The sequence below is a fragment of the Marinobacter nauticus genome, assembly GCF_003634635.1.
Lineage (GTDB): Bacteria > Pseudomonadota > Gammaproteobacteria > Pseudomonadales > Oleiphilaceae > Marinobacter > Marinobacter nauticus.
This window is the reverse complement of sequence record NZ_RBJB01000002.1, coordinates 196,284-217,971: the sequence shown is the minus strand read 5'-3', so window position 1 is coordinate 217,971 and position 21,688 is coordinate 196,284. Positions and strand designations below refer to the sequence as shown.

Below are 21,688 nucleotides of genomic sequence, written 5' to 3'. Positions count from 1 at the left end.
CCGCACAACGCTCCCTGGCTGTGCGGCTTTCAGTCTGGGCTGTCATGACGCAGGCCACATGGTCAGGCCTGCTCTCTCCGGGCAATCCAGTAACGCCGGAAAGCGAAGGCTACCGAGGCAACTGTGAGCATAATGAAAACCCAGGCGATAGGCCCCCTGAAGAAGATAGTCGGGTCACCTTTACTGATCAGCAGAGTACGCCTGAGGTTATCCTCGAACATTGGCCCGAGTATAAACCCGATCAGGAACGGAGCGGCAGCAACCCCAGTTCGGTTAAACAGAAAACCGAGAACACCGAACGCCAGCATCAGCCCAATATCAAAGGTGCTGTTGTTCACGGCGTAAGCACCATAAATACAGAACATCAGCACAATAGGTAGCAGGATGGTTTTGGGAATATCCGCGATAATCGAAAAATACCGGATAGCGGCGTTGCCGACAAAAACCAGCACAAACGAGCTGACCAGAATGCCGCAGAACAGCGCGTAGACCAGGGGCAGGTTTTCCTGAAACAGCACGGGGCCCGGTGTCAGGCCATGAATCATGAATGCACCCAGAATAATCGCCGTTATCACATCACCGGGAATGCCCAGCGATAGCAGCGGAATCAGCGTTGCTCCGGCGACCCCGTTATTTCCGGCTTCAGCCGCGGCCACGCCTTCAACCTCACCTTTGCCAAAGTTATCCTTTCGGGGAGAGGTTCGCTTCGCCTCACTGTAGGAGATAAAGGCTGCAGATGTTGCCCCGGTGCCCGGGATGGCTCCAATAATGACCCCAATGACACTGCCGCGAATGACGGTTTTCAGGGAGCCTTTGAACTCCTTCCACGTCAGAGAGGCGCCAGATACCGCTGTACGGATATGGGGCGCGACCCTGGAGGTATAGAAATCGATGACTTCGGGAATGGCAAACAAACCGATCAGTAGCGGTATAAAGGAGACTCGATCCATCAGGTTGTAATTGTCGAAGGTCAGACGCTGCGTACCATAAACCGCGTCCAGTCCGATTGTGGAAATAATGATGCCCAACCCGGCAGCAATCAGCCCTTTAATCGCAGAGTTGCCGGACACCGAGACAATGATGGTCAGAGAGAAGCAGATCAACCAGAAGTATTCAGGCGGCCCGAAATTCAGTGCGATTTTCGCCAGGTAAGCCGCGAAGAAGATCAGCGCAACATTGGAGATAAGATCGGCAACAACCGAAGAATACAGGGCGGTTTTCAGGGCTTTCTTAGCCTGGCCCTGTTGCGCCATCGGGTAGCCGTCAAGCAATGTACAAGCGGCTGCTGGAGATCCCGGAGTTCTTATAAGAATGGCGGTAATAGAGCCTCCATACATGCCCCCTTTGTATATCCCAACCAACAAAAGGATCGCGGTAACTGGCTCCATCGAGAAGGTGAAAGGCAGGGCCAACGCAACCGCCATGGTCGCTGTTAATCCTGGAATCGCGCCTACCACAACGCCAATCAGCACACCGGCCGCTATGGCCATAAAATTATCAATACTCAGAAAGAGCGTCAGAACTTCTGATATGTTTTCCATTGCTATTAACCTAAAACGTTCTGTCTGACCTCAGACAAATAGCTTTATGCTGACACCGGATGGTCAAATCACCCGGCGAACAGCCCTTAAAATTGAAGGAGAGCTTCCCAGAGCGTTCCTACGGGCAGGGGCACATTCAGGACGTGAATAAAGAGAAGCGAGACAACAACAGGAAACAGCACTGCCAATACATAGATCCAGGCGCTTTTCAGACCGCTGGCCATGAAAAGCAGAACACTTGCGAAAATTCCGCTTCCGATGGCCCCAAATTGTTCGAAGAAAACCGCGTAAATAGCGCCGGCCGCCAGCATCAAAACCTGACGAAGAACTGGCACACCCTGCCGCAGTTCATCGGCCTCCTCACGCTTTGGCGGGTACAACAAACCGTTAACCATCAGGACAAACGCCAGAATCAAAACCAGCCAGCCCGCCAATTGCGGCAAAAACCGGGGGGACAGCAATGGATGCTGCATATAGGGCGGCAAGTTGATGTAATTCGGAATTACATAAAACAGAAAAACCAGCGACACCACGAAAAACAGCCCACCCAGTAACGAGTTGGGATTCAACCGACCGTATTCGTCGTTAGCAGTGTGGGTGGATTGATCGTCTGACAGTTCCATGATGACCTCTGCAGTTCAGCCTCAAAGAAAAAGGCGGGATGACCAAATGGCACTGTCCCGCCCGATACGGCAATTCTTTTTTAACGTTTCAGGTTCGCCTGTTCAGCGACTTCGGACCACTTAGCAAGCTCGCTCTTTACCATCGCGCGGAAGTCTTCTCCGACCTCTTCACCCGCTACCGCTCCAAACTGAGGCAGGAAGTTCTGGAAGTCATCACCAGACATAATCTTCTCCAGCGCCAACTCCAACTTTTCAAGGCCGGACTCGGGGAAGGATTTGTGAGCAATCAGACCGAACCAGGCAGACGTTTCGTAATCCTCAAGACCATACCCGGCGCCAGCCTGCTGCATGGTGGGAACTCCCGGTAGAAACTCAGACTCCTGTGGTGTGGTAACCGCCAGGGCTTTGAGTTTTCCAGACTGAATATGCGGATAAACGGTCGGCATATTCTCAAACGCAACGTCAACATCACCCGCCAGCAGGGCGGGCAGCGCTTCACCGGAACCTCGGAAAGGCACATGAACCAGTTGCGTCTTCGTCAGGTTCTTGAACAGCTCACCAGACATGTGAATAGAGCTTCCAATGCCCGGAGAGCTGAAAGAAAGCTGCTGTTCCCGCGCGGCTTCAACAAATTCCGCAACGGTGTTGTACGGACTGCTCGCAGGGACAACCATCACATTCGGAATATTGATCACGTTGCGAATGAACGCAAAGTCAGCAACTGGATCGTATCGCAGATTCGGATACAGAGACGCGCCGATGGTGTGCCCCGGGGATGCCATTAGAAGCATATGGTCGGAACCGCGCCCACCACGAGCCAATTGGCCGGTAGCAACCGTTGAGCCAGCACCAGGACGGTTCTCAACCACCACCGTGCTCAACTCACGCTGAAGCAGGTCTGCCACTTTTCTCGAAAGCAGGTCCGTCGTACCACCAGCAGAGTAAGGTACGACCAATCGAATGTTATCGTCAGGCCACTCTTCGGCCTGAGCCAGACCACCACAAGCCAGAGATACAGCAGTTACTGCGCCGAGCACACTACGTTTCAGACGAAGCCCAAATAATTCGATCATTTTTGTGATTATCCTCGTTGGTCATTTCGTTGTTCGCATATCGAACTTATGTTCGAATAATGTTCGTGGGAGTAATCTCACATATTCATCACAGGCGTGCAAGAATTTTTTATGTGCAAGTCAGTAATAACCACCGACGGCAGGTTCGGGAAACCTGAAGAAGCAACAGCTCAGGCGAGGATATGACAAGGGCCAGATCAGGCCCTCGCGGTGATAACCAGAAACAGGAGCGGTAGCAGAGGTGTGTCAGAATGGCCCAAAAGCCACTCTATCAGGGCAGAACTTCAGTGATTTTTCGAGATGCGCTTTGCATGATTGGCACATACTCGTCGATGATTCGGTCAATTGAGACCGTGCTGACGTGGCTGCTGGAGTTAAGCGCAAACCGTGCCCTGCCCCTTCGATCAAAAACCGGAACAGCTAATGCTCGCATGCCGAGTTCCAGTTCCTGATCAACAACGGCGTAGCCGTTCATCCGAATCTTCTCGAGTTCGGCGCGAAGCTCATCAGGGCCTTTCGTATAGGCTGTCAGTTTTTCGAAACGGGTATCCCGAATCACCTGGTCAAGTTCCTGGGCCGGCAGGGAGGCAAGCAGTACCCGGCCTCCAGAGGTCGCATAGGCTGGCAGGCGCGCACCAATCTGCAAATTAATGGGAATGAGTCCCCGGCGTGGAATCCGCGCAACGTAAACAATATCTACGCCATCAAGTACCAGTGCAGAACAGGACTCACCCAACTGGTAGGAGACCTCTTCCATGAAAGGCGTGATCGTTTCCGAAAAATCCAGCGAAGCAAGAAAGGAATAGCCCAACTCCAGAACCTTGGCTGTCAGCCTGAACTTCTTGTCGTCCTGGGTGACATAACCAAGTTTCTGTAACGTGAGCAAAAATCGGCGAGCGGCGGCCCGGGACAGATTGTTCTTTTCTGCCACGGCAGACAGCGACATTGACGGGGTGTCCGTGTCGAAAGAACGAATAACCTCCAGACCGCGTGCAAAGGTCGTCAGGAACTCTTTGTCTACAGACACACTACCCTCGCTATCGCGACCCACCGAATCCATCCCTTTGAATAGTACAAGCACCAACCGATCGTTCGATAATCGGTCACTATCTGGTGCGGGATGATGCCAGCCCCAATAGGGCTATGCAAGCGGGTCTCGCAGGAACAGCGGGACGACATCATCATCCCGCTTTCGTGTCTGTCGTTTACATGTCTCAGGTTCTGTTGGCCATCCATTCCTCCAGGGTCTGACCTTGCTCAACCAGACGCTTTAAAAGAGGCGCAGGCTTCCAATAGAGCTCTCCCGATCTTGCGGCCAACGCTTCAAGACGGTCAAAGACCGAGTCCAATCCTCTTTGGCTGGCATAGAACATCGGGCCACCGCGATAAGATGGGAAGCCGTAGCCATGAACATAGACCAGATCGATGTCCCCCGGGCGCTGAGCAATGCCTTCCTCAAGGATTCGAAAGCCCTCATTAACCAGAGACAGAATATGACGATCCTGGATTTCCTCTTTGGTCAACACGCGTTGCGACACGCCATGTCGTGAAGCCTCACGCCTGATCACTTCCGATACTTGGGGATCCGAATACCTTGCCCGGGTGTCGGGATCGTAGCGATAGTATCCGGCGCCAGTCTTCTGTCCCAGGCGGCCTGATTCGACCAGCGCATCAGCAATACAGTAGGTACGAGGATCGCCTTTCTGCTCGCTGGCCAGAGCCTGCCGCGCCTTGTAGCCGATATCCAGCCCCGCCAGATCGCCGACTGCCAGCGGTCCCATTGCCATCCCGAAATCCGTCAGGGCTCCGTCTATTTGTTCCGGCGTAGCCCCCTCAATCATGCACAACTGAGCCTCTTTGGCGTATTGCCTCAGCATCCGGTTGCCAATGAATCCGTAACACACACGTGACAACACTGGCACCTTGCGGAGTCGTTTACCCAGAGCCATCGCGGTCGCAATAACATCATCCGCAGTTTGTTCTGGCCTGACCACCTCCAGCAGTTTCATTATGTTTGCCGGACTGAAGAAATGAAGACCCACCACATCTCCAGGCCGCGAAGTCGCAGACGCAATCTCATTGACGTCGAGGTAGGAAGTATTGGTCGCCAGAATGGTCCCCGGGCGACAGACCTCATCCAGTCGCTGGAACACCTGCTTCTTCACATCCATGCTTTCGAAAACGGCCTCTATCACCAGGTCGACCTGGGTAAGGTCCTCGTAATTAGTGCTTCCGGTGATGAGCGCCTTCCGGGATGACGCTTCGCTGGTTGACAGTTTTCCTCGACTGACCGAGCGCCCATAGTTCTCGGAAATCAGAGTCAGCCCCCGATCAAGCCCTTCCTGATTGAGTTCGAGGAGCATCACCGGAATACCAGCATTGGCGAAGGCCATGGCAATGCCGCCCCCCATTGTGCCCGCACCAATGATGCCTACTCGGGATATGTCACGGGCGTGGGCCTCCGGGTCCAGATCAGGTACCTTCAGTGCCTGACGCTCTGCAAAAAACAAATGCCTTAGCGCCGCTGACTGGTCGGACTGTGTGCATTCCACAAACTGCGAACGCTCAAAGGCAAGCCCCTCATCAAACGGCCGGTTAAGAGCAATTTCGACGCAGTCGACAATACGTTGAGGCGCTTCCTGTCCTCGCTTCCTTTTAGCCAGTTGGTTTCGGTAAGCGTCCAGGGTCTGTTGGTCTCCGCTATCCACGGGTATATCCATATCACGAATTCTGCGGACACCCAGTCCGCCAGCCAGGCAATCGCGGGCATAGTTCAGCGCGCCTTCTCGCAAGTTGCCCTCAAGAACCCGGTCAATCAACCCCAGCTCCCGCGCCCGTTGGGCTGGCACTTTTTCGCCACTGGTCATCAGGTCAAGTGCTGCCTTTATACCTATCAAGCGTGGAACACGCTGCGTACCGCCCGCCCCGGGTAACAATCCAAGGGTAACCTCCGGTAAACCGACAAACGCTGAGGGCAATGCACAGCGGTAGTGGCAACTCAGCGTAAGCTCAAACCCACCACCGAGCGCAGTACCGTGGATCGCGGCAATCACTGGCTTGTTTGACGCCTCAATCGCCGCATTCACCTGAGGCAACGACGGCTCCTGAATGGGCTTGCCAAATTCACTGATGTCCGCGCCCGCCACAAAGGTGCGCCCTTCACAAAGAATGAGGATTGCCCTGGAATCATCGGCCTGAGCCTGATTGACCGCCTCGAGAATACCGCTGCGCACACCGTGGGACAGTGCATTAACCGGGGGGTTACTGATGGTAATAACACCCAGCTCATCGATACGTTCGTAGTTCACCAACATGAAATTGTGTCTCCTCGGAAAAGGAGCCGGCACCCGAATCAAAGTGCAGGTGCCGGCTCTGGAGAAAACCGGACCACTGGCATCAAAGAATGCCGCTGGATCGGAGTTTCTGAATATCTTCGGCGTTTTTTCCCAATACCCGGGCAAGCACCGCATCTGTGTCCTCGCCGAGCAGCGGAGGCGCTTTACGATAGTTCTGGGGCGTTTTGGAAAATTTTATCGGGTTGGCGATGCCTGGCACCTTACCCACAACCGGATGCTCCAGCTCAAGCTTCATCTCTCTGGCCAGGACCTGTGGGTCCTCGAAGACTTCAGCAATGTTCTGGATTGGCCCACAGGGCACGTGGACGTTTACCAGCGAATCCATCCACTCCCGGCTCGTTCGTGTACGGGTGATTTCACACAACTTGCCAACCAGCTCCGGCCGGTGAAGCACCCGCTGAGGATTGCTTGAGAAACGTTCATCCTCCGCCAGCTCAGGGCGCCCCATGGCCTGACACAGGCGCTGGAACTGACCATCATTCCCAACGGCAATAATGACCTGACCATCTTTCGTCGGAAACGGTTGATAAGGGGCTAGATTAGGGTGGTATTCGCCCGTGCGCCCGGGGACATCCCCACTGCAGAAATAGTTCAATGCCTGATTCGCAAGCCAACTGACCTGCACATCCAGCAATGCCATATCAATATGCTGGCCCTCGCCGGTTTTCGTTCGATGGTGCAAGGCAGACAGGATGGCGATGACCGCATTCATCCCCGTAGTCAGGTCGGCTACAGCCATGCCCACGCGCTGAGGTCCGGCCCCTGGCTGTCCATCGGCCGCACCGGTAATGCTCATGAGCCCGGATTGTGCCTGAATCAGGTAATCGTACCCTGCATAACTTGCCATAGGTCCGGTATGACCAAAGCCGGTGACAGAGCAATAGATAAGGCCCGGATTCGTCTCACAAAGGGATTCGTAGCCCAGCCCCTTTCTGGCAAGCCCGCCAGTCTTGAAGTTTTCAACCAACACATCGCATTCAGCCGCCAGCTCCCGGATCAGCGTCTGACCTTCGGGCTGTCCCAGATCAACGGTTACCGAATGCTTGCCGCGATTGGCCGACAAATAGTAAGCCGACTGCCTGGTCGGATTACCCTCTTTGTCTTTCAACCAAGGAGGGCCCCAGTGCCGGGTATCGTCACCCAACCCCGGACGCTCAATCTTTATGACCTCCGCGCCAAGATCCGCAAGGATCTGTGTACACCAGGGACCCGCCATCACGCGTGACAGATCCAGAACGCGAATACCTGCTAAAGGACCGGACATAGCTGACTCGCGACTCATAGTGAACCCGTCGCGTTGCGAAGCATCTGCTTGGCAATCACCAACTGCTGTATCTGGGAGGTCCCCTCATAGAGGCGGAACAACCGGACATCGCGATAGAAACGCTCAACGCAATACTCGCTGATGTAACCTGCACCACCGTGAATCTGTACGGCGCGGTCCGCAACGCGGCCAACCATTTCCGTACAGAACAGCTTGCAGCTTGCAGCGTTCATAGACACAGGTTGCCCCGCGTCATAGGAACGTGCGGTTTCTTCAACCATGCATTTGCCTGCGTAATATTCGGTCTGGCTATCCGCAAGCATGGCCTGGACAAGCTGGAAGTTCGCGATTTCGGTACCAAATTGCTTGCGCTGTGATGAATAGGCGAGACTCTCATCAATCAGGCGTTTGGCGGTACCAACACTCAGTGCACTGATGTGCAGGCGCCCACGATCAAGCACTTTCATGGCGGTCTTGAACCCCTGCCCTTCGACACCGCCGATCAGGGCTGAGGCTGGCACCCGCACGTTGTCAAACATCACATCGCAGGTATGGGCTCCCTTCTGTCCCATTTTCTTATCGGGTTTGCCCAGGCTGATGCCCGGAAGATCCGCGTCCACCAGGAACGCTGAGACACCTCGCCCACCGTCCTCTTTACGGCCCGTCCGCGCCATTACAGTGAACACACCCGCACGGGGTGCGTTGGTAATGTAGCGTTTGGCGCCATTGATGATGTAGTCGTCGCCTTCCCGCCGCGCCGAAGTCATCACGGACCCTGCGTCGGAACCAGCGTCTGCTTCAGTCAGGGCGAAGGAACCGATCAATTCACCCGTCGCAAGCTTCGGTAGGTAGCGGGCTTTTTGCTCCGCCGTTCCATCAATAATGATGCCCTGAGAACCAATACCCACGTTGGTACCAAACATGGAACGAAAGACCGGCGAGGTATAGCCCATCTCCTGAATAATGGCCGCCTCTTCCGCCATGTTCAGTCCCAGCCCGCCGAACTCCTCCGGAATGGAGAGGCCAAAGAGTCCCAACTCCTTCAGCTCGTCAATGACATCATCGGGGATCCGGTCTTCTTCCGCGACCTGCATCTCCAGTGGAACCAATCGATCCCGGACATAGCGACGCACACTGTCGACAAACTGATTCAGGGTTTCTTGATCTAGTGCCATTCCGGCCTCCCATGTTCCTAACAACGTATGAAAACCGCGCTATCGAAGCGCACTGTAAACGAGAGCTGCGCATAGACAGCCGCTTAGCCCGAGAAATAGTAACGAGTACCGCAGGTTCCATCCGTACGCGGCGCGACGAGCACCGTATGCGGTGAACCGCTCCAACAGAAGCGCATTGGCGGAATAAGGTGTACCCGCGATGGTGATGCCCCAACCGGTCACCATCGCCAAGCCAAGTCCGACAATCGCATCAAAAGGCCAGATTGGCCCCAGAATTCCGCCAACGACCGTGGCCGACACGATTGGATTTACCCCTACGGTGCCGCCGAGATAAAAAAGCCAGGGAACACATAGCGCAATCAGGGGGTAAGCCGCGCAGGGCAGGAAGACGTCGCTCCCCAGAGAGTTCATGGCGGTTGCCACCAATGCCCCCCCAAGGAACGACGCGCCTCCCATGATGGCCAGCTCATTTGAAACATTGGCCATCGAAGGCAGTGCGTCGCCCGGGTGCCGTACTCGTTGGGTGATCAGAATCACGACCGCAACAGCGAGACAACTAACCGTGACCGCCTGCGAATACCGGTATCCAAACCAGGCGTTCAACACGAAAGAAGAACCCGAAATCAGAAGGGCGAGCCCCAAAAACCGGAGCCAGGATCCGACAACCTTTGCCTGCGGTTCCGGCCTGTCTTGTGGCGAAAAAGGCTCAGGTTCATCCGAGATTTCTTTCTCCCGAAAACAAGCGCCGACGGTGAGGTAAAGCAATGCAAAAGGCACACTCCACGCCAGTAGATCCCAGCTCTCGAGACCGGGAAGAAGCGTAACAGTCATGACCACGGCCACGGACAATGGCGAGCCCATGGGCGAGGCTCCGAACCCTCGAATAACGGCCCGGGCGGCGTTCCGGGTTGCCATCGACTCTCCCCCGTTGCGAATCCGGCTACCAATCATTGGCGCTACCAGGCCAATAGAACCAAAGTTCAAGGGAACAGAAAGAGTACTTGTCCCGATACTCAGCCCCAGATAGCGGACCAGCGACTGCCCCCGGAAAAGGCTTCGTGATATCACCTCAAGATCCCGGGATTTACCAAGCACGGACGACAAAAACATAACCGAAAGGACCAGCCCGGTAATGGCGGCCATCCCGTCGAAGGCACTGCTCAGGACCTGGCCATTGTAGAGCCCGGCCAAAAGCAGAACACAGACAACCAACGACGCAATCACCCGCGCAATCGGACGTAAGGTTTCCCATCCCAGCGCTATGACCAGGATCGCGAGCCCCGCAGTTAATTGGCTATGCCCGGGAAGGAATACCGCCGCCGCTGACACCAGAGCGGTATACCCGAGTACAGAGCGCAGTGAGGCGAACAACGGAACTTCAACCACAGTTCCTGTCCTTTGGCTGCCTCGATTTCATTGTGCTGGAACACCTTGTGAGTGTTCGCCTCCGAGGATGTAACGAAAGGATCCCTGGGCGGTTGCAACCAGAACGCCATCGCAGGTTACCGACGCTTCAACAAAGAAAATTTTTCTACCGCGACTTAGCTGACGAGCAGAGGCGACCATAACGCCACTCTGGACGGGCGCCATGAACTGCGTATTCAGGGAAATCGTACTGCAACGACGAATATGGCCGTCGATCTCGCAGTATGTCCCGGCCAACCCCGCGGCACAGTCAAGAAGTGAGCTGACAACGCCTCCGTGCACGTAACCATTCCGATTCATATGCTGACTGGAGACGGGTGCTTCGATGACCGCGTTGCCCTGACGCCACTCCACAAGAGAAAAGCCAAGGACGTCTCTGAAACCACTCAGTCCTTCGTTCTCTGTTTGTCGATTCACGTCGCTCATGATGCCAGGGCCTCGCCGGAACTCATTCTATGGGCAGCACCTTAACATCGGTCAATGAATACCACTATTATATGCTTTTTATATGATCTATCTAATTCGGTTATACTTCCGGAAGCCACTCATTACGACCTTCAAGGGCAAGCCATGGCGCTTCAGATAAAGATCGATTTTCGACAGCTGAACACGTTTCTCACCATTGCCAATACCGGCAGTTTCAGCCGGGCATCTGAAAAGCTCTTCATTGCTCAGCCTGCCCTGAGCCGCCAGATACGTCTGATGGAAGAAGCACTGAACGTCCAGGTTTTTGTCCGACACGGTCGCGGCGTTGTCCTGACGCCTGCCGGGGAACTTCTGTATCAGAAAGCTCAAGCCATACTTCAGGATCTCGAGCGAACCCAGGCCTCCGTCTCGGCCATCGCCGGCGAGGTGACTGGCCAGGTGGTTCTCGGCATTCTTCCAACGGCAGCTTATAGCTTCTCCGGAGGCATCATTGAGGAATTCCGCCAGTCTTATCCGCAGGTTTCGCTGGCTGTAAAATCAGCAATGAGTGGCACGTTGCAGCAACTTGTTGCCCAGCACCGGGTCGACCTTGCAATTACGTACAGCTACGGCAAGCAGAAACATCTCCACTACACACCGCTTATGGAGGAACGGTTCTACCTGATTGCCAACCCCGCAAGCCCCCTGTCCGGTCGCGACAGTGTGTCGCTGAGCGAAGTGCTGGATCTGCCTCTTATCATGCCGGAGGAAAAGCACGGCCTTCGGGAACTCATGGAGCGCGAGGCGATGAAGCTTCAACAAAAGCTGCGCTTGGCGATGGAGGTCAACGCCTGGCCGCTGATGACCGACCTTGTAAGGCGTGGCCTCGGGTACACTGTTCTGTCCTATGCCTCCGTCCACGAAATGCTGGAGCGCGACGAGGTTATCGCAATTCCAATTACCAACCCGACACTCTTCCGCTCACTGTCCATCGTCACTCCCAGAGATCTGCCTCCGACACTTGCCACGCTAAAGCTCGCCGAAACGGTCATGAAACAGGTGACGCTGCAGGTGAAACAGGGAATATGGAAAGGCCGCGCGCTGTTTGACGAGAACAGCCTCGATGGGCTGAACGCACCAAACCACTTCGGGGTTGCCGAGGAATAGGCTCAAGGCCATACAATCTGGATATATTATTTATTCAAATTAGATAATTGTGCGAACGGTTTGTCATTGATAGCTTGCCGGCCCAGGTGAGACTGGGCCACCGGGATGCCCTTTCCTGACCCAGCCCCCTGAAAAACAGCAAAAACAACACAGAAAAGGCATAAGCGATGACAAAGAACAAGCTCTCCGTCTCGATCACAGTACTGTCCGGGGCACTCATGATGGGCATGGCCAACCCCGCCTCTTCGATTGAATTCAAGACTGAAGACGCCACAGTCGACATTTACGGTTATGCGCGCCTGAATGCGTCGTATGACATTAATGAAGACATCAGCAAAAACACCGGAACCCGTTCTGGTGACTTCAGCCAGGTCAACACCGGTGCTGCCGAAGATAGCGAAGCCAGTGGCTATTTTGGCGCTGACGCCGTTCAGTCCCGCCTGGGCATCACCACGAAGCTCTCCAGTGGCCTGAAGATTAACCTTGAAGGCGATTTCCGCGGTGGCGCCAGCGGCGGTCAGCTGCGTCTGCGTCACGCCTACGGTAAGTACAAAAACTGGACTCTCGGGCGCACCTGGTCTAACTACAACAGCTTTGTGGGCAACACATCAGTCCTGGAGATGGACGGGGTCGCAGGCAATGCCGGACTCTATAACCGGACCGCACAGGTTCGCTATACCACCGGCGGTTTTTCCGTTGCTTTAGAAGACCCGAAGTCCAAAATTCTGGACGAAGCCTCTAAAAACGGCCTGCCAACACTGACCGCGCGTTACGAATCCGGTGCCGGAGCACTGAAGTATTCCACTGCCGCCCTCATCCAGGAAGTTGGCTATGATGATGGAGATACAGACGATTCGGCGCTCGGCTTCGCGGTCTTCGGTGCGGCCAGATATCAGTTGACCGACGATCTGAGTATTCAGGGCAACCTTAACTACACTGACGGGGCCAACGGCTACCTGTGGCGCTCTGGCACCAACTACTACGGTGAGGATGCCTACCTGAACGGGGACTCCGTTGAGACCATTGCAGGATACGGGGCGAACCTGGGCGCAACGTTCAAAGTCGGACCCGGGGCGCTAAGCGTGGTCTATGGCCTGACGTCAATGGATTGGGATGACGCCAAGGAAGACGGGCTGAATGTGGCAGATAAGCACGAGCGCAACACCAACGCTTTCATCACCTATAAGTGGAGTCCATTGAAAAGCGTAACACTGGGTGCGGAGTACGGACGCTATGAAGTCAAGAAGGTAAACGGCGACGAAGGTGACGCCAATCGTCTGATGTTTGCGGCCCAGTATAATTTCTGAGCAGCCGTCACTTAATCAACCCGATAAGACACGATAGCCCCGACTCGCCAGGGCTATCGTCTTGCCATTCAGGCAACAAAAAACCCCAGCATTTCTGCTGGGGTTTTGTATTGGCGGAGAGGGAGGGATTCGAACCCTCGATACGCTATTAACGTATACACACTTTCCAGGCGTGCGCCTTCAGCCACTCGGCCACCTCTCCAATAAACTGTTTCAAATCAGCGATGTCGTCGCTCATTTGAGGGCGCAAACTTTAATGGTTTTGACGGCGTTTGGCAACTCCATGTTTTGAATTCATCAAAATTTTTTTCAGAAGGACCTTACGACGGCCTCGGGCATAACAAACCCCGGGTCCATGGCGTATCCTTTCAGGAAACCCGCCCAACACGTTCAGGAGAATGACCATGCTGTTGAAAGCCGACCAATCCACCCTGTTGCTCATTGACGTCCAGGAACGGCTGATGCCCGCCATCAGCGAGGGCGATGCGGTTGCTGAGCGTTGCATTACGCTCGCAACCATTGCGGGACTGCTTGGCGTACCCGCGATTGCAACCGAGCAGATACCTGAAAAACTTGGGCCGAATCTGGAAGGCGTTAAGGAGCTGTGCAACAAAACCCTGGCGAAAACCCATTTCGACGCCTGCCCGGAAGGACTCATCGACGAATTGCCCGAAGGCCGGCAACACATTGTCATCGGGGGCTGCGAAACCCACGTATGTATGCTGCAGACCGCCCTGAGCCTTCTGGATGCAGGCTATAAGGTGTGGGTGGTGGCAGATGCCACCGGGTCCCGTAGCGAACTTGACCGGGACGTTGCCCTGGATCGACTGCACCAGAGCGGCGCCCGCATTGTTACCACGGAAATGGTGGCCTTCGAGTGGATGGTTCACTGCAAGCATCCACACTTCCGGGACATTCAGGCCCTGATAAAGTGAATGACAGAAGGTAGATACATTATGCTCAACATGGACTTTTCCCAGCGCGTTGTTATTCGCACCCACGAACAGCACTGGGTGCCCAGCCCCGCCGCTGGCGTTGAGCGCAAACCACTGGCCCGAGAGGAAGCGGAGCGGGGCCACGCCACCAGCGTTGTGCGCTATAAGCCCGGTTCCTCCTTCTCTACCCACGAACACCTTCTGGGCGAAGAGATTCTGGTGCTTGAAGGCGTTTTTTCCGACGAGACCGGCCACTATCCGGCCGGCACCTACATCCGGAACCCTCCGGGCAGCAGTCACGCACCGTTCAGTGAAGCGGGCTGCACCCTGCTGGTCAAACTCCATCAGTTCGACCCGAGAGATACCGCGACGGTCAGAATCGATACCAATGCCGGCCACTGGCTACCCGGCATTGGCGGCTTACAGGTTATGCCTTTGCACGAATTCGAGCATGAACACGTTGCCCTGGTGAAGTGGCCGCCAAACGAAACCTTTCAGCCGCATCGTCACTTTGGTGGAGAAGAGATCTTTGTGCTGTCGGGCGAATTCTGTGATGAGCACGGCCGGTATCCCGCAGGAAGCTGGATTCGCAGCCCGCATATGAGCGAACATCATCCGTTTGTTGAACACGAGACGGTCATCTGGGTAAAAACCGGCCACTTACCGGTAAACCACTCCCCTGAAACGTAAAAAGGGCCCCAGATGGGGCCCAAGAGCGCGTGCAACGCTGCTTGCTAGCGATCATATTCAGGACGCGTAACGCCCTTGCCACCCAGCGCCACCCAGCATTTCATCGCTGGCCCGCTCGTGGCCATTACCAGTGAGGTGTAATTCACCTGCCGGCACCGCGAAGACGTGATAGGCCTCAGGGCCGAACGGGTCAAGCGCGGTATCAATGTACTGGAACCGATCGGGAACCGGCTCACCCGACATTGCCACCCGGAACTGCCGTTCCACAGTAGGCGTGGTTACATTCAAAGGCTGCTGTACCCAAAGGAAGACCGCTTTGTGCGGCACCAGATACTCGCAGCGCACCACTTCATAACCCTCTCTCAAGGTCAGGGTGGTAGGCTCTTTACCAGGCTCAAGTCTGAACTTGTGAATCGTTTTCATAGCTGCGCTCCTCTGGATACTGCGGAATACGATTCCATAATGGAGCAGTGCAGGCTTCGATAAAATAAGTTTTATTAAGCAAAAAACATCGTATTTTTCGATGCTTTAACAGAGTGAAGTCTAGCGCTCAAAGATCCCCTGACGAGCCTCGCAGATTGCCCTCACCCCCTCATGGGCCAGCTTTCGGCTTCGGGAGACCGCAAACAGCTGATCCGTCACCTCATCGAGCGAAGCAATCAGAGCCACCTGATACTGACGGCACACTTCATCCTGAATCATCGTAGGCGCCGCGAACACACCAAGTCCCTCCCGACCAAACACCTTGATAAGGGCGCTGTCATCGACTCGGGCAACCAGGTTCATTCGGACATTATTGAGATTGAACCAGTGCATCAGTTTCTCGAAATACGGCGCATCGGTAGCGTTCGCCAGTAACGGCTGGTGATTGAGCGAGTGAGGAAAGCCGGTTTTGAGCTGCTCCGCCAGTTCGGGTGCAGCAAACAGACTGATGGTAGACCGGGATAGCGGATGAACCGCGAAACGTTCAGGAGATTCTGCCTGGGGCATTCTATCGGTCAGTACAACGTCGAGCTCCTTCCGCTTGAGGCTGAGAAGAAGATCTTCCGTCCGGCCGGTCCGGCATTCCAGTTGCACGGGCCGGTTCAGCTTCATCGCCGGGTGAAGGAGGTAATAGGCGATCAGTTTGTGGATAGACGCCGATATGCCCGCAGACAAGGAAAGCGGCCTGTGTTCAGGCCCCGCCCTCAGGGTTTCAGACAACTGACCGGTCAGCTCGAAGATCTCATCGGCATAACTGCGAACCATATGGCCGAGTTCTGTGAGCACCAGTTGCCGGCGCTCGCGGCTGAATAACCGGCCACCCACCGCGCCTTCAAAGGTCGCAAGCTGGCCACTGAGGGTCTGGGGTGCCAGGTCGAGCACCTCGCTGGCTCGGGCAATAGAGCCTTCGCGGCTAATAACCCAGAAATAATAGAGATGTCGGAGGTTCAGATTCTCCACATCGGTCCCCTACTCCGCATTGAACAGTTCCCGGCTATTTTTTGCGATAGATGATGCCAGGGTGACACTGGACCATTTCGTAGAGATTGGGAAGCCCGTTCAAAGACTCAGAAGCACCAAGAATCAGATAGCCTCCGGGGTTCAGAGCACCATGCAGCCGGGTAAGAATGTCCTTTTTCAGCTCCGCTGAGAAATAGATCAGCACATTCCGGCACATGATGATGTCGAACTTGCCAAGCATGTATCGATCCAGCAGGTTCAATTCCTTGAATTCCACCATGGACTTGATTTGCGGTCGAATCTGCCAACCACCGTTGGCCGAGGGGGTAAAAAAGTGCTTCTGGCGCTCCGGGGACAGCCCCCGGCCGATGGCGATCATTTCGTATTCGCCGCGGCGGGCAACCTCCAGCACGCTTTTGGAGATGTCCGTTGCGGTGATTTTCACATCCCGCAGCTTACCCGGGCGGGTGCGACGGAATTCGTCAATTACCATGGCTACGGAGTATGGCTCCTGGCCAGTAGAACAGGCGGAAGACCAGATTCTTAACGGCTGGAGTGAACTGCGCTCGGCAAACTCTGGCAAGAGCTTTTCCTGCAGAATCCGGAACGGATGGTTGTCCCTGAACCAAAGCGTCTCGTTGGTCGTCATCGCGTCGATGACCACCTCGCGCAAGCCTGCCCTTCCAGGCCTCTTTAATCGTTCTAGAAGCTCTCCAAGGGAATTCAGGCTGTTTTCTTCGAGAATGCGCCGAAGCCTGCTCTTTACAAGATACTGTTTGTTATCACCCAGCAGGATGCCGCACGCATCCTGCAGGAACTTTTTAAAGGCTTCGTATTCCTGGGGCGTTATGTCCGCTTTCATTGGATCTCTTCGTGGGTGAAACCATCAGCCGAGCATCAGTGCTGATCAATAATTTCCATTACTCGCTCGGCCAGCTCATCCGGGCTGAATTTCGCCATGAAATCGTCTGCGCCCACCTTCTGCACCATCGCCCGGTTGAAGACACCGCTCAGCGAGGTGTGCAGCATTACATACATATCTTTCAGAGCCGGATCTTCTTTGATTCTGGTAACCAGGGTGTAGCCGTCCATTTCCGGCATCTCAACGTCAGAGATAATCAGAGACAGGTGATCATTTGCGCGCGATCCATCCTGAGTTATCTCTTTGAGATACTGCAGTGCTTGCTTGCCATCGTTTTTGGTAACCACTTCCATTCCTATAGCGGTCAGGCAACGCTCGATCTGCCGACGAGCCACCGAAGAGTCATCCACCACCAGCACAGGCAGGTGGCCCGGCACACGTTCGGCACTCCTGGCAACCAACTCCTCCGTAACATCTTCCCTGAGCGGAGAAACTTCTGCAAGAATCTTTTCTACATCTATGATTTCTACCAGCTTATCATCAATCTTCGTCACCGCAGTCAGGTAAACATCCTTTCCCGCACCCTTGGGTGGCGGAAGAATATCCTCCCAATTCATATTCATGATTCTCTCGACACCAGCCACGAGAAAACCCTGCGTTTTACGATTGTATTCCGTAATGATCACAAAGCTTGTAGCTAACTGCTCCTGCGGTATGCCCGCGAGCCCTATCGCCATGCTCAGATCAATAATGGGAATGGTCTCCCCCCGAACATGAGAAACGCCTCTCACCACCGTTTTACTGTTGGGAATCGAGGATAACTTGGGACATTGCAGCACCTCTTTAATCTTGAAGACGTTGATACCGTATAGCTGCTGCCCCCGGAGCCGAAAAAGTAATAATTCCAGCCTGTTCTTACCGACCAGTTGCGTTCGCTGATTAACGCTGTCGAGTACCCCTGTCATGATGCTTTACTCCTGGCGCGCCTTTACCGGCATCAATATTGCTTTGACCTTTGTAAGGTGTTTTCAGGCCTGTCCAAGACAAATCTTTGACGCCTGCAACCTGTTAACGGTTAACGGCCCGAAAACCCGAATCCTTAGCGGATTTCGACAATACACACAGATAAACACAGCATAGGACAAACCGGTGCGTATGCGAATCATCTTTTTGGCTGCATTGTGTCTATCACTGAGCCCAATCACTCTGTCTTCAGAGAGAACCAGTGCTGAAGCCATCCGTGACGCTGCCCAGACGTTCCTGGCAGAGTGGTCCAGAACCCTTGCTGCCGAGGGCTACACGAGCCGCTACGAAGTTGGCGCTATCGACAGCCGCATCGCCCTTGCTGCCTGCAACCAGGGGCTGAACGCCGAGTTTGCGGGCGATCCGCTACAGACCACCAGCCCGTCGGTCCTGGTTTCCTGCAGTGGTGAGCGCCCCTGGAGAATGTACGTTACCACCAGCGTCGAGGTTCACGGCCCTGCCCTGATAGCAGCCCGTCCTCTGGCGCGTGGCGAACGCCTGACGCCGGACCTGGTCACCCTAAATTCGGTGCAGATCAATGTCAGTCGTCGCGGCGTACTCACCCGCAAAGAGTCCGTTTCAGGCATGATGATGCGCCGCCCGGTGAACGCCGGCACGGTAATGACCCCGGATCTCCTTGAAGCTCCCAACGCGATTGAGCGGGGTGACCATGTTATTATCACCGCTCGCTCAGGCTCATTTTCGGTATCATCTCGCGGTAAGGCACTGGCGAGCGCGGGCGTTGGAGAACAGGTACTGGTGGAAAATCTCCGCTCGTCCCGGACAGTCAAAGCTCGTGCCGTTGGCCCAGGGCGGGTCGAAATTCCGATGTAAGGCGGCAAACAGCAAGAGCGGCAAATGTTTTCCGTTTTGTAACTAAAGTATGGCGCGGATTTGCCGTTAAGCAGATATAAACCCGAATACGCCACTTTCTTGTGGCCCCAGGCAAGCAGGTATTGATATGTCAGTTGACTTAAATGGAATTGGCCCCGGCCAGGTCAACACCACGCGCACGACGGCCGACAAAGCCTCAGGCAATCAAACGTCACAGGCGCCCACAGGCGAGCAAGCCAAGGCCCAGAGCCCCGCTGCCCGTGGCGAAAACGTGAACCTGAGCAATCAGGCGAAAAACCTGAAGCAACTTGAGCAGAAGCTGGGGGACTACCCCGAAATGGACGATGATCGCATCGAACAGATTCGTTCTGCTCTTGAGAACGGCACCTACAAGGTAGATGCCCAGAAACTGGCCCAGAAAATGCTTGAGATGGATAAAAGCATTTTCGGGTGAGTAAAGCATGACTGCACATGAACAGTTGAAAGCGATTCTTCAGGAAGATATCCGCCAGCTTGAGTTGCTGGCGGAAGTACTCCACCAGGAAAAATCCGTGCTCTCCTCTGCGGATATCCAACCCCTCCAGGAAATGACCAGCCGGAAAAACCAGATTCTTGAGGGCATACGCGAACGCGCCAAAAAAAAGATTCACCTGCTGGTGAATATGGGCTACAAGCCCAATGCCGGAGAGCCATCACGCTTCATTCGCTCCGCTGGTATGGATGAGCTGCACCAACTCTGGAAAGAAGCCGACACCCGTTTGCGCGAATGCCAGGCCGTGAATCAGAACAACGGCCGAATTCTTGGCCACCTGCAAAAGCGCCTGTCACGCCTTACCGACATCTTCCGAGGTGCTTCCGCCCAGCAGAAGCTCTATGGTGCCAAAGGCCAGCAGACCAACGTCTCAAGCACCAATATTCTGGCCAGCGCCTGATACACCCATCGCTCACAGACAACGAAATGCCCGGAGATCTTCCGGGCATTCTTCGTTTCAGGGCAAGGTTTTCAACGCGTATAGATGGTCATCTGGGAATCCGGGTGAAAGCGGATATCGCGAATGCTGACATTGCCCATGGGTGGAGTCTGGCCGCCCATCACGCGAATATTATCCATCCGGATTTCCTCGATACGCTCGGGAAATGCCAGCCTCAGGCCTCCGTCTTCCTGTAGCGAGTAGCGAGGCTCTGAGTCTCGGTAATGCACACCCGTAATTGTAAGGTCTGAATCCAGAAAACTGAGCACCGGCACGAATACATTTGCCGCCAGCCTGATCCCTTCCACCACGTCGACATCGGGAGATTCTCCTGAGAGATCGTCCCGGGCGCTGGCGGGCATGGAAGACACGGCCTCCAGGCGCTCCATCAGGCCAATACCGCTTTGTGCAGACACCCCTGACATTTCCTCTTCCGAGAGGGGTGTGAGTCCGCTCCGCTCGTAGAGTTCGCCCGCTCCGGCGCCTATCTGCGCTGCATTGGTGTTGCTGGACGCCAGTGACACCAGGGGCTGAAATGGCAAGGTGACCATGGTAACCAGCGCTGCTGCATTGCGGTAACGCGACTGATGCTTGAGTACGCGGTGGAGTTCCCTCTCTGAGATCCAGCCGGCAGCAATTAACACCTCACCTAGGCGCTGCCCGGTTTCCCTCTGCGCACGAAGCCCTTCTTCCAGCTGACCTTCAGACAGGTAGCCACGATTGATCAAAAGCCGGCCAAGCCGGGATTTCTCTTCAAAACCCTGACGGATTCTCACCAGATTCCTCCTGCAGTATCAGTGATCACCGTACAACCCGGCCCGGTATTCAACAGTCAAGTGAAGCGTAGCCCACAACCTCTGAGCGTGCTGTTCTGATTTGCCCTTAATGGCGTAATGATCTGTTAAGATCTGCACAAACTACGTAATAGCCGGATTATCTCAGTATTCTGGTCACCACCTGTAACAGAGAGCTGCCTTGAAATGACAAATCCCGTAAAACTCGTCCCGATTGTGATGTCTGTCCTGTTTGCCTTCGTTGCCACTCTGCTGACCACCTCACCAGCCGTGGCCCAGAACGAGGAACCGGCACTTCCTGAGGTCCGTTTTGTCACGACGGAGGGCTCTTTCGTGCTTCAGCTTCGGCCCGATGTTGCGCCCAAAACCGTGGAAAACTTTCTGGCTTACGTAAATAGCGGTTTTTACGATGGCACCATCTTTCACCGAGTGATTCCCGGCTTCATGGTCCAGGGCGGAGGATTCGATGAGAATCTTGGACGCAAAAAAACCAGAGCCCCGATTGTGAATGAAGCCACCAGCACCCTGCCCAACCTTCGCGGCACCATCGCCATGGCCCGAACCAATGCACCGGATTCTGCCACCAGCCAGTTTTTCATCAATGTGGCCAATAATGATTTCCTGAATGCCGGAGTTCGGGGCCCGGGCTATGCGGTTTTCGGCAAGGTGACCGATGGCATGGGTGTGATTGATCGTATCGCAGGGGTCCAGACCGGCTACCAGCGCGGAATGGCCGATGTTCCCGTGAACCCGGTCATCATCGAGTCCGCCGAAGAAATCACAAAAGACAACTGAGCCCC

General features: G+C 54.9%; 22 protein-coding genes and 1 tRNA gene. 8 read left to right on the top strand and 15 right to left on the bottom strand.

Annotated features, from left to right (window positions below; translation table 11 throughout):
• Positions 1-62: 62 nt before the first annotated feature.
• The 9 genes from C7436_RS01040 to C7436_RS01000 form a co-directional block, all read right to left on the bottom strand.
• A complete protein-coding gene (locus C7436_RS01040) occupies positions 63-1,541 on the bottom strand; it encodes a tripartite tricarboxylate transporter permease (protein ID WP_014421684.1) in 1,479 nt (492 codons plus the stop codon).
• 86 nt (positions 1,542-1,627) lie between these two features.
• The gene (locus C7436_RS01035; protein WP_014421685.1) at positions 1,628-2,164 is read right to left on the bottom strand and encodes a tripartite tricarboxylate transporter TctB family protein; all 537 of its coding nucleotides are present in this window, start codon (positions 2,162-2,164) and stop codon (positions 1,628-1,630) included.
• Positions 2,165-2,244: 80 nt separating this feature from the next.
• Positions 2,245-3,237, bottom strand: a complete 993-nt coding sequence (locus tag C7436_RS01030) for a Bug family tripartite tricarboxylate transporter substrate binding protein (protein ID WP_014421686.1) — start codon at positions 3,235-3,237, stop codon at positions 2,245-2,247.
• Positions 3,238-3,508: 271 nt separating this feature from the next.
• Positions 3,509-4,264 carry an IclR family transcriptional regulator domain-containing protein gene (locus tag C7436_RS01025; protein ID WP_023008243.1) on the bottom strand — a complete coding sequence of 252 codons (756 nt, stop codon included), beginning with the start codon at positions 4,262-4,264 and terminating at the stop codon, positions 3,509-3,511.
• Between the two features lie 187 nt (positions 4,265-4,451).
• The gene (locus tag C7436_RS01020) at positions 4,452-6,551 is read right to left on the bottom strand and encodes a 3-hydroxyacyl-CoA dehydrogenase NAD-binding domain-containing protein (protein ID WP_121206380.1); all 2,100 of its coding nucleotides are present in this window, start codon (positions 6,549-6,551) and stop codon (positions 4,452-4,454) included.
• 82 nt (positions 6,552-6,633) lie between these two features.
• Positions 6,634-7,857 carry a CaiB/BaiF CoA transferase family protein gene (locus C7436_RS01015; protein WP_121207014.1) on the bottom strand — a complete coding sequence of 408 codons (1,224 nt, stop codon included), beginning with the start codon at positions 7,855-7,857 and terminating at the stop codon, positions 6,634-6,636.
• Between the two features lie 14 nt (positions 7,858-7,871).
• Positions 7,872-9,032, bottom strand: coding sequence for an acyl-CoA dehydrogenase family protein (locus tag C7436_RS01010; RefSeq protein ID WP_014421690.1), 1,161 nt, complete (start codon positions 9,030-9,032; stop codon positions 7,872-7,874).
• Between the two features lie 39 nt (positions 9,033-9,071).
• Complete coding sequence (locus tag C7436_RS01005) at positions 9,072-10,418, bottom strand: hypothetical protein (protein ID WP_121206379.1); 1,347 nt, start codon at positions 10,416-10,418, stop codon at positions 9,072-9,074.
• Positions 10,419-10,445: 27 nt separating this feature from the next.
• Positions 10,446-10,883, bottom strand: a complete 438-nt coding sequence (locus tag C7436_RS01000) for a PaaI family thioesterase (RefSeq protein WP_121206378.1) — start codon at positions 10,881-10,883, stop codon at positions 10,446-10,448.
• 144 nt (positions 10,884-11,027) lie between these two features.
• Here C7436_RS01000 and C7436_RS00995 point away from each other — a divergent pair, with 144 nt between their 5' ends.
• Together C7436_RS00995 and C7436_RS00985 are read left to right on the top strand one after the other, a co-directional pair.
• Positions 11,028-12,029 carry a LysR family transcriptional regulator gene (locus C7436_RS00995; protein ID WP_158595250.1) on the top strand — a complete coding sequence of 334 codons (1,002 nt, stop codon included), beginning with the start codon at positions 11,028-11,030 and terminating at the stop codon, positions 12,027-12,029.
• A gap of 167 nt (positions 12,030-12,196) precedes the next feature.
• Positions 12,197-13,336 carry a DcaP family trimeric outer membrane transporter gene (locus C7436_RS00985; protein ID WP_228198024.1) on the top strand — a complete coding sequence of 380 codons (1,140 nt, stop codon included), beginning with the start codon at positions 12,197-12,199 and terminating at the stop codon, positions 13,334-13,336.
• A 111-nt stretch (positions 13,337-13,447) separates the two neighbouring features.
• On the opposite strand, the gene C7436_RS00980 is transcribed toward C7436_RS00985, so the two are convergent.
• A tRNA-Ser gene (locus tag C7436_RS00980) sits at positions 13,448-13,538 on the bottom strand.
• 202 nt (positions 13,539-13,740) lie between these two features.
• Here C7436_RS00980 and C7436_RS00975 point away from each other — a divergent pair.
• Both C7436_RS00975 and C7436_RS00970 read left to right on the top strand, forming a co-directional pair.
• On the top strand, positions 13,741-14,271 hold the full coding sequence (locus C7436_RS00975; protein ID WP_121206375.1) for an isochorismatase family protein: 531 nt from the start codon (positions 13,741-13,743) through the stop codon (positions 14,269-14,271).
• A gap of 21 nt (positions 14,272-14,292) precedes the next feature.
• A complete protein-coding gene (locus C7436_RS00970; RefSeq protein ID WP_121206374.1) occupies positions 14,293-14,961 on the top strand; it encodes a cupin domain-containing protein in 669 nt (222 codons plus the stop codon).
• A 57-nt stretch (positions 14,962-15,018) separates the two neighbouring features.
• Here C7436_RS00970 and C7436_RS00965 read toward each other — a convergent pair whose 3' ends face one another.
• The 4 genes from C7436_RS00965 to C7436_RS00950 form a co-directional block, all read right to left on the bottom strand.
• A complete protein-coding gene (locus C7436_RS00965; protein WP_011784687.1) occupies positions 15,019-15,384 on the bottom strand; it encodes a DUF7352 domain-containing protein in 366 nt (121 codons plus the stop codon).
• A 120-nt stretch (positions 15,385-15,504) separates the two neighbouring features.
• A complete protein-coding gene (locus C7436_RS00960) occupies positions 15,505-16,404 on the bottom strand; it encodes a LysR family transcriptional regulator (protein ID WP_014421700.1) in 900 nt (299 codons plus the stop codon).
• Positions 16,405-16,438: 34 nt separating this feature from the next.
• Positions 16,439-17,266, bottom strand: a complete 828-nt coding sequence (locus C7436_RS00955) for a CheR family methyltransferase (protein ID WP_023008233.1) — start codon at positions 17,264-17,266, stop codon at positions 16,439-16,441.
• Positions 17,267-17,301: 35 nt separating this feature from the next.
• Positions 17,302-18,231: a chemotaxis protein CheV gene (locus C7436_RS00950; RefSeq protein ID WP_121206373.1), complete on the bottom strand. Its 930-nt coding sequence runs from the start codon at positions 18,229-18,231 to the stop codon at positions 17,302-17,304.
• Between the two features lie 184 nt (positions 18,232-18,415).
• On the opposite strand from C7436_RS00950, the gene flgA reads away from it, so the two are divergent.
• The 3 genes from flgA to C7436_RS00935 all read left to right on the top strand — a co-directional run bounded on the left by flgA (position 18,416) and on the right by C7436_RS00935 (position 20,055).
• Positions 18,416-19,123 (top strand): flagellar basal body P-ring formation chaperone FlgA, encoded by a 708-nt coding sequence (gene flgA, locus C7436_RS00945; RefSeq protein ID WP_121206372.1) that lies wholly within the window; start codon positions 18,416-18,418, stop codon positions 19,121-19,123.
• A 127-nt stretch (positions 19,124-19,250) separates the two neighbouring features.
• Entirely contained in the window at positions 19,251-19,577 is a 327-nt protein-coding gene (flgM, locus tag C7436_RS00940; RefSeq protein WP_011784682.1) for a flagellar biosynthesis anti-sigma factor FlgM, read from the top strand.
• Positions 19,578-19,584: 7 nt separating this feature from the next.
• Entirely contained in the window at positions 19,585-20,055 is a 471-nt protein-coding gene (locus tag C7436_RS00935; protein WP_121206371.1) for a flagella synthesis protein FlgN, read from the top strand.
• A 71-nt stretch (positions 20,056-20,126) separates the two neighbouring features.
• Here C7436_RS00935 and C7436_RS00930 read toward each other — a convergent pair whose 3' ends face one another.
• Positions 20,127-20,870 carry a hypothetical protein gene (locus C7436_RS00930; RefSeq protein ID WP_014421704.1) on the bottom strand — a complete coding sequence of 248 codons (744 nt, stop codon included), beginning with the start codon at positions 20,868-20,870 and terminating at the stop codon, positions 20,127-20,129.
• Between the two features lie 204 nt (positions 20,871-21,074).
• On the opposite strand from C7436_RS00930, the gene C7436_RS00925 reads away from it, so the two are divergent.
• Entirely contained in the window at positions 21,075-21,683 is a 609-nt protein-coding gene (locus C7436_RS00925; protein ID WP_121206370.1) for a peptidylprolyl isomerase, read from the top strand.
• The last annotated feature ends 5 nt before the right edge of the window (positions 21,684-21,688 follow it).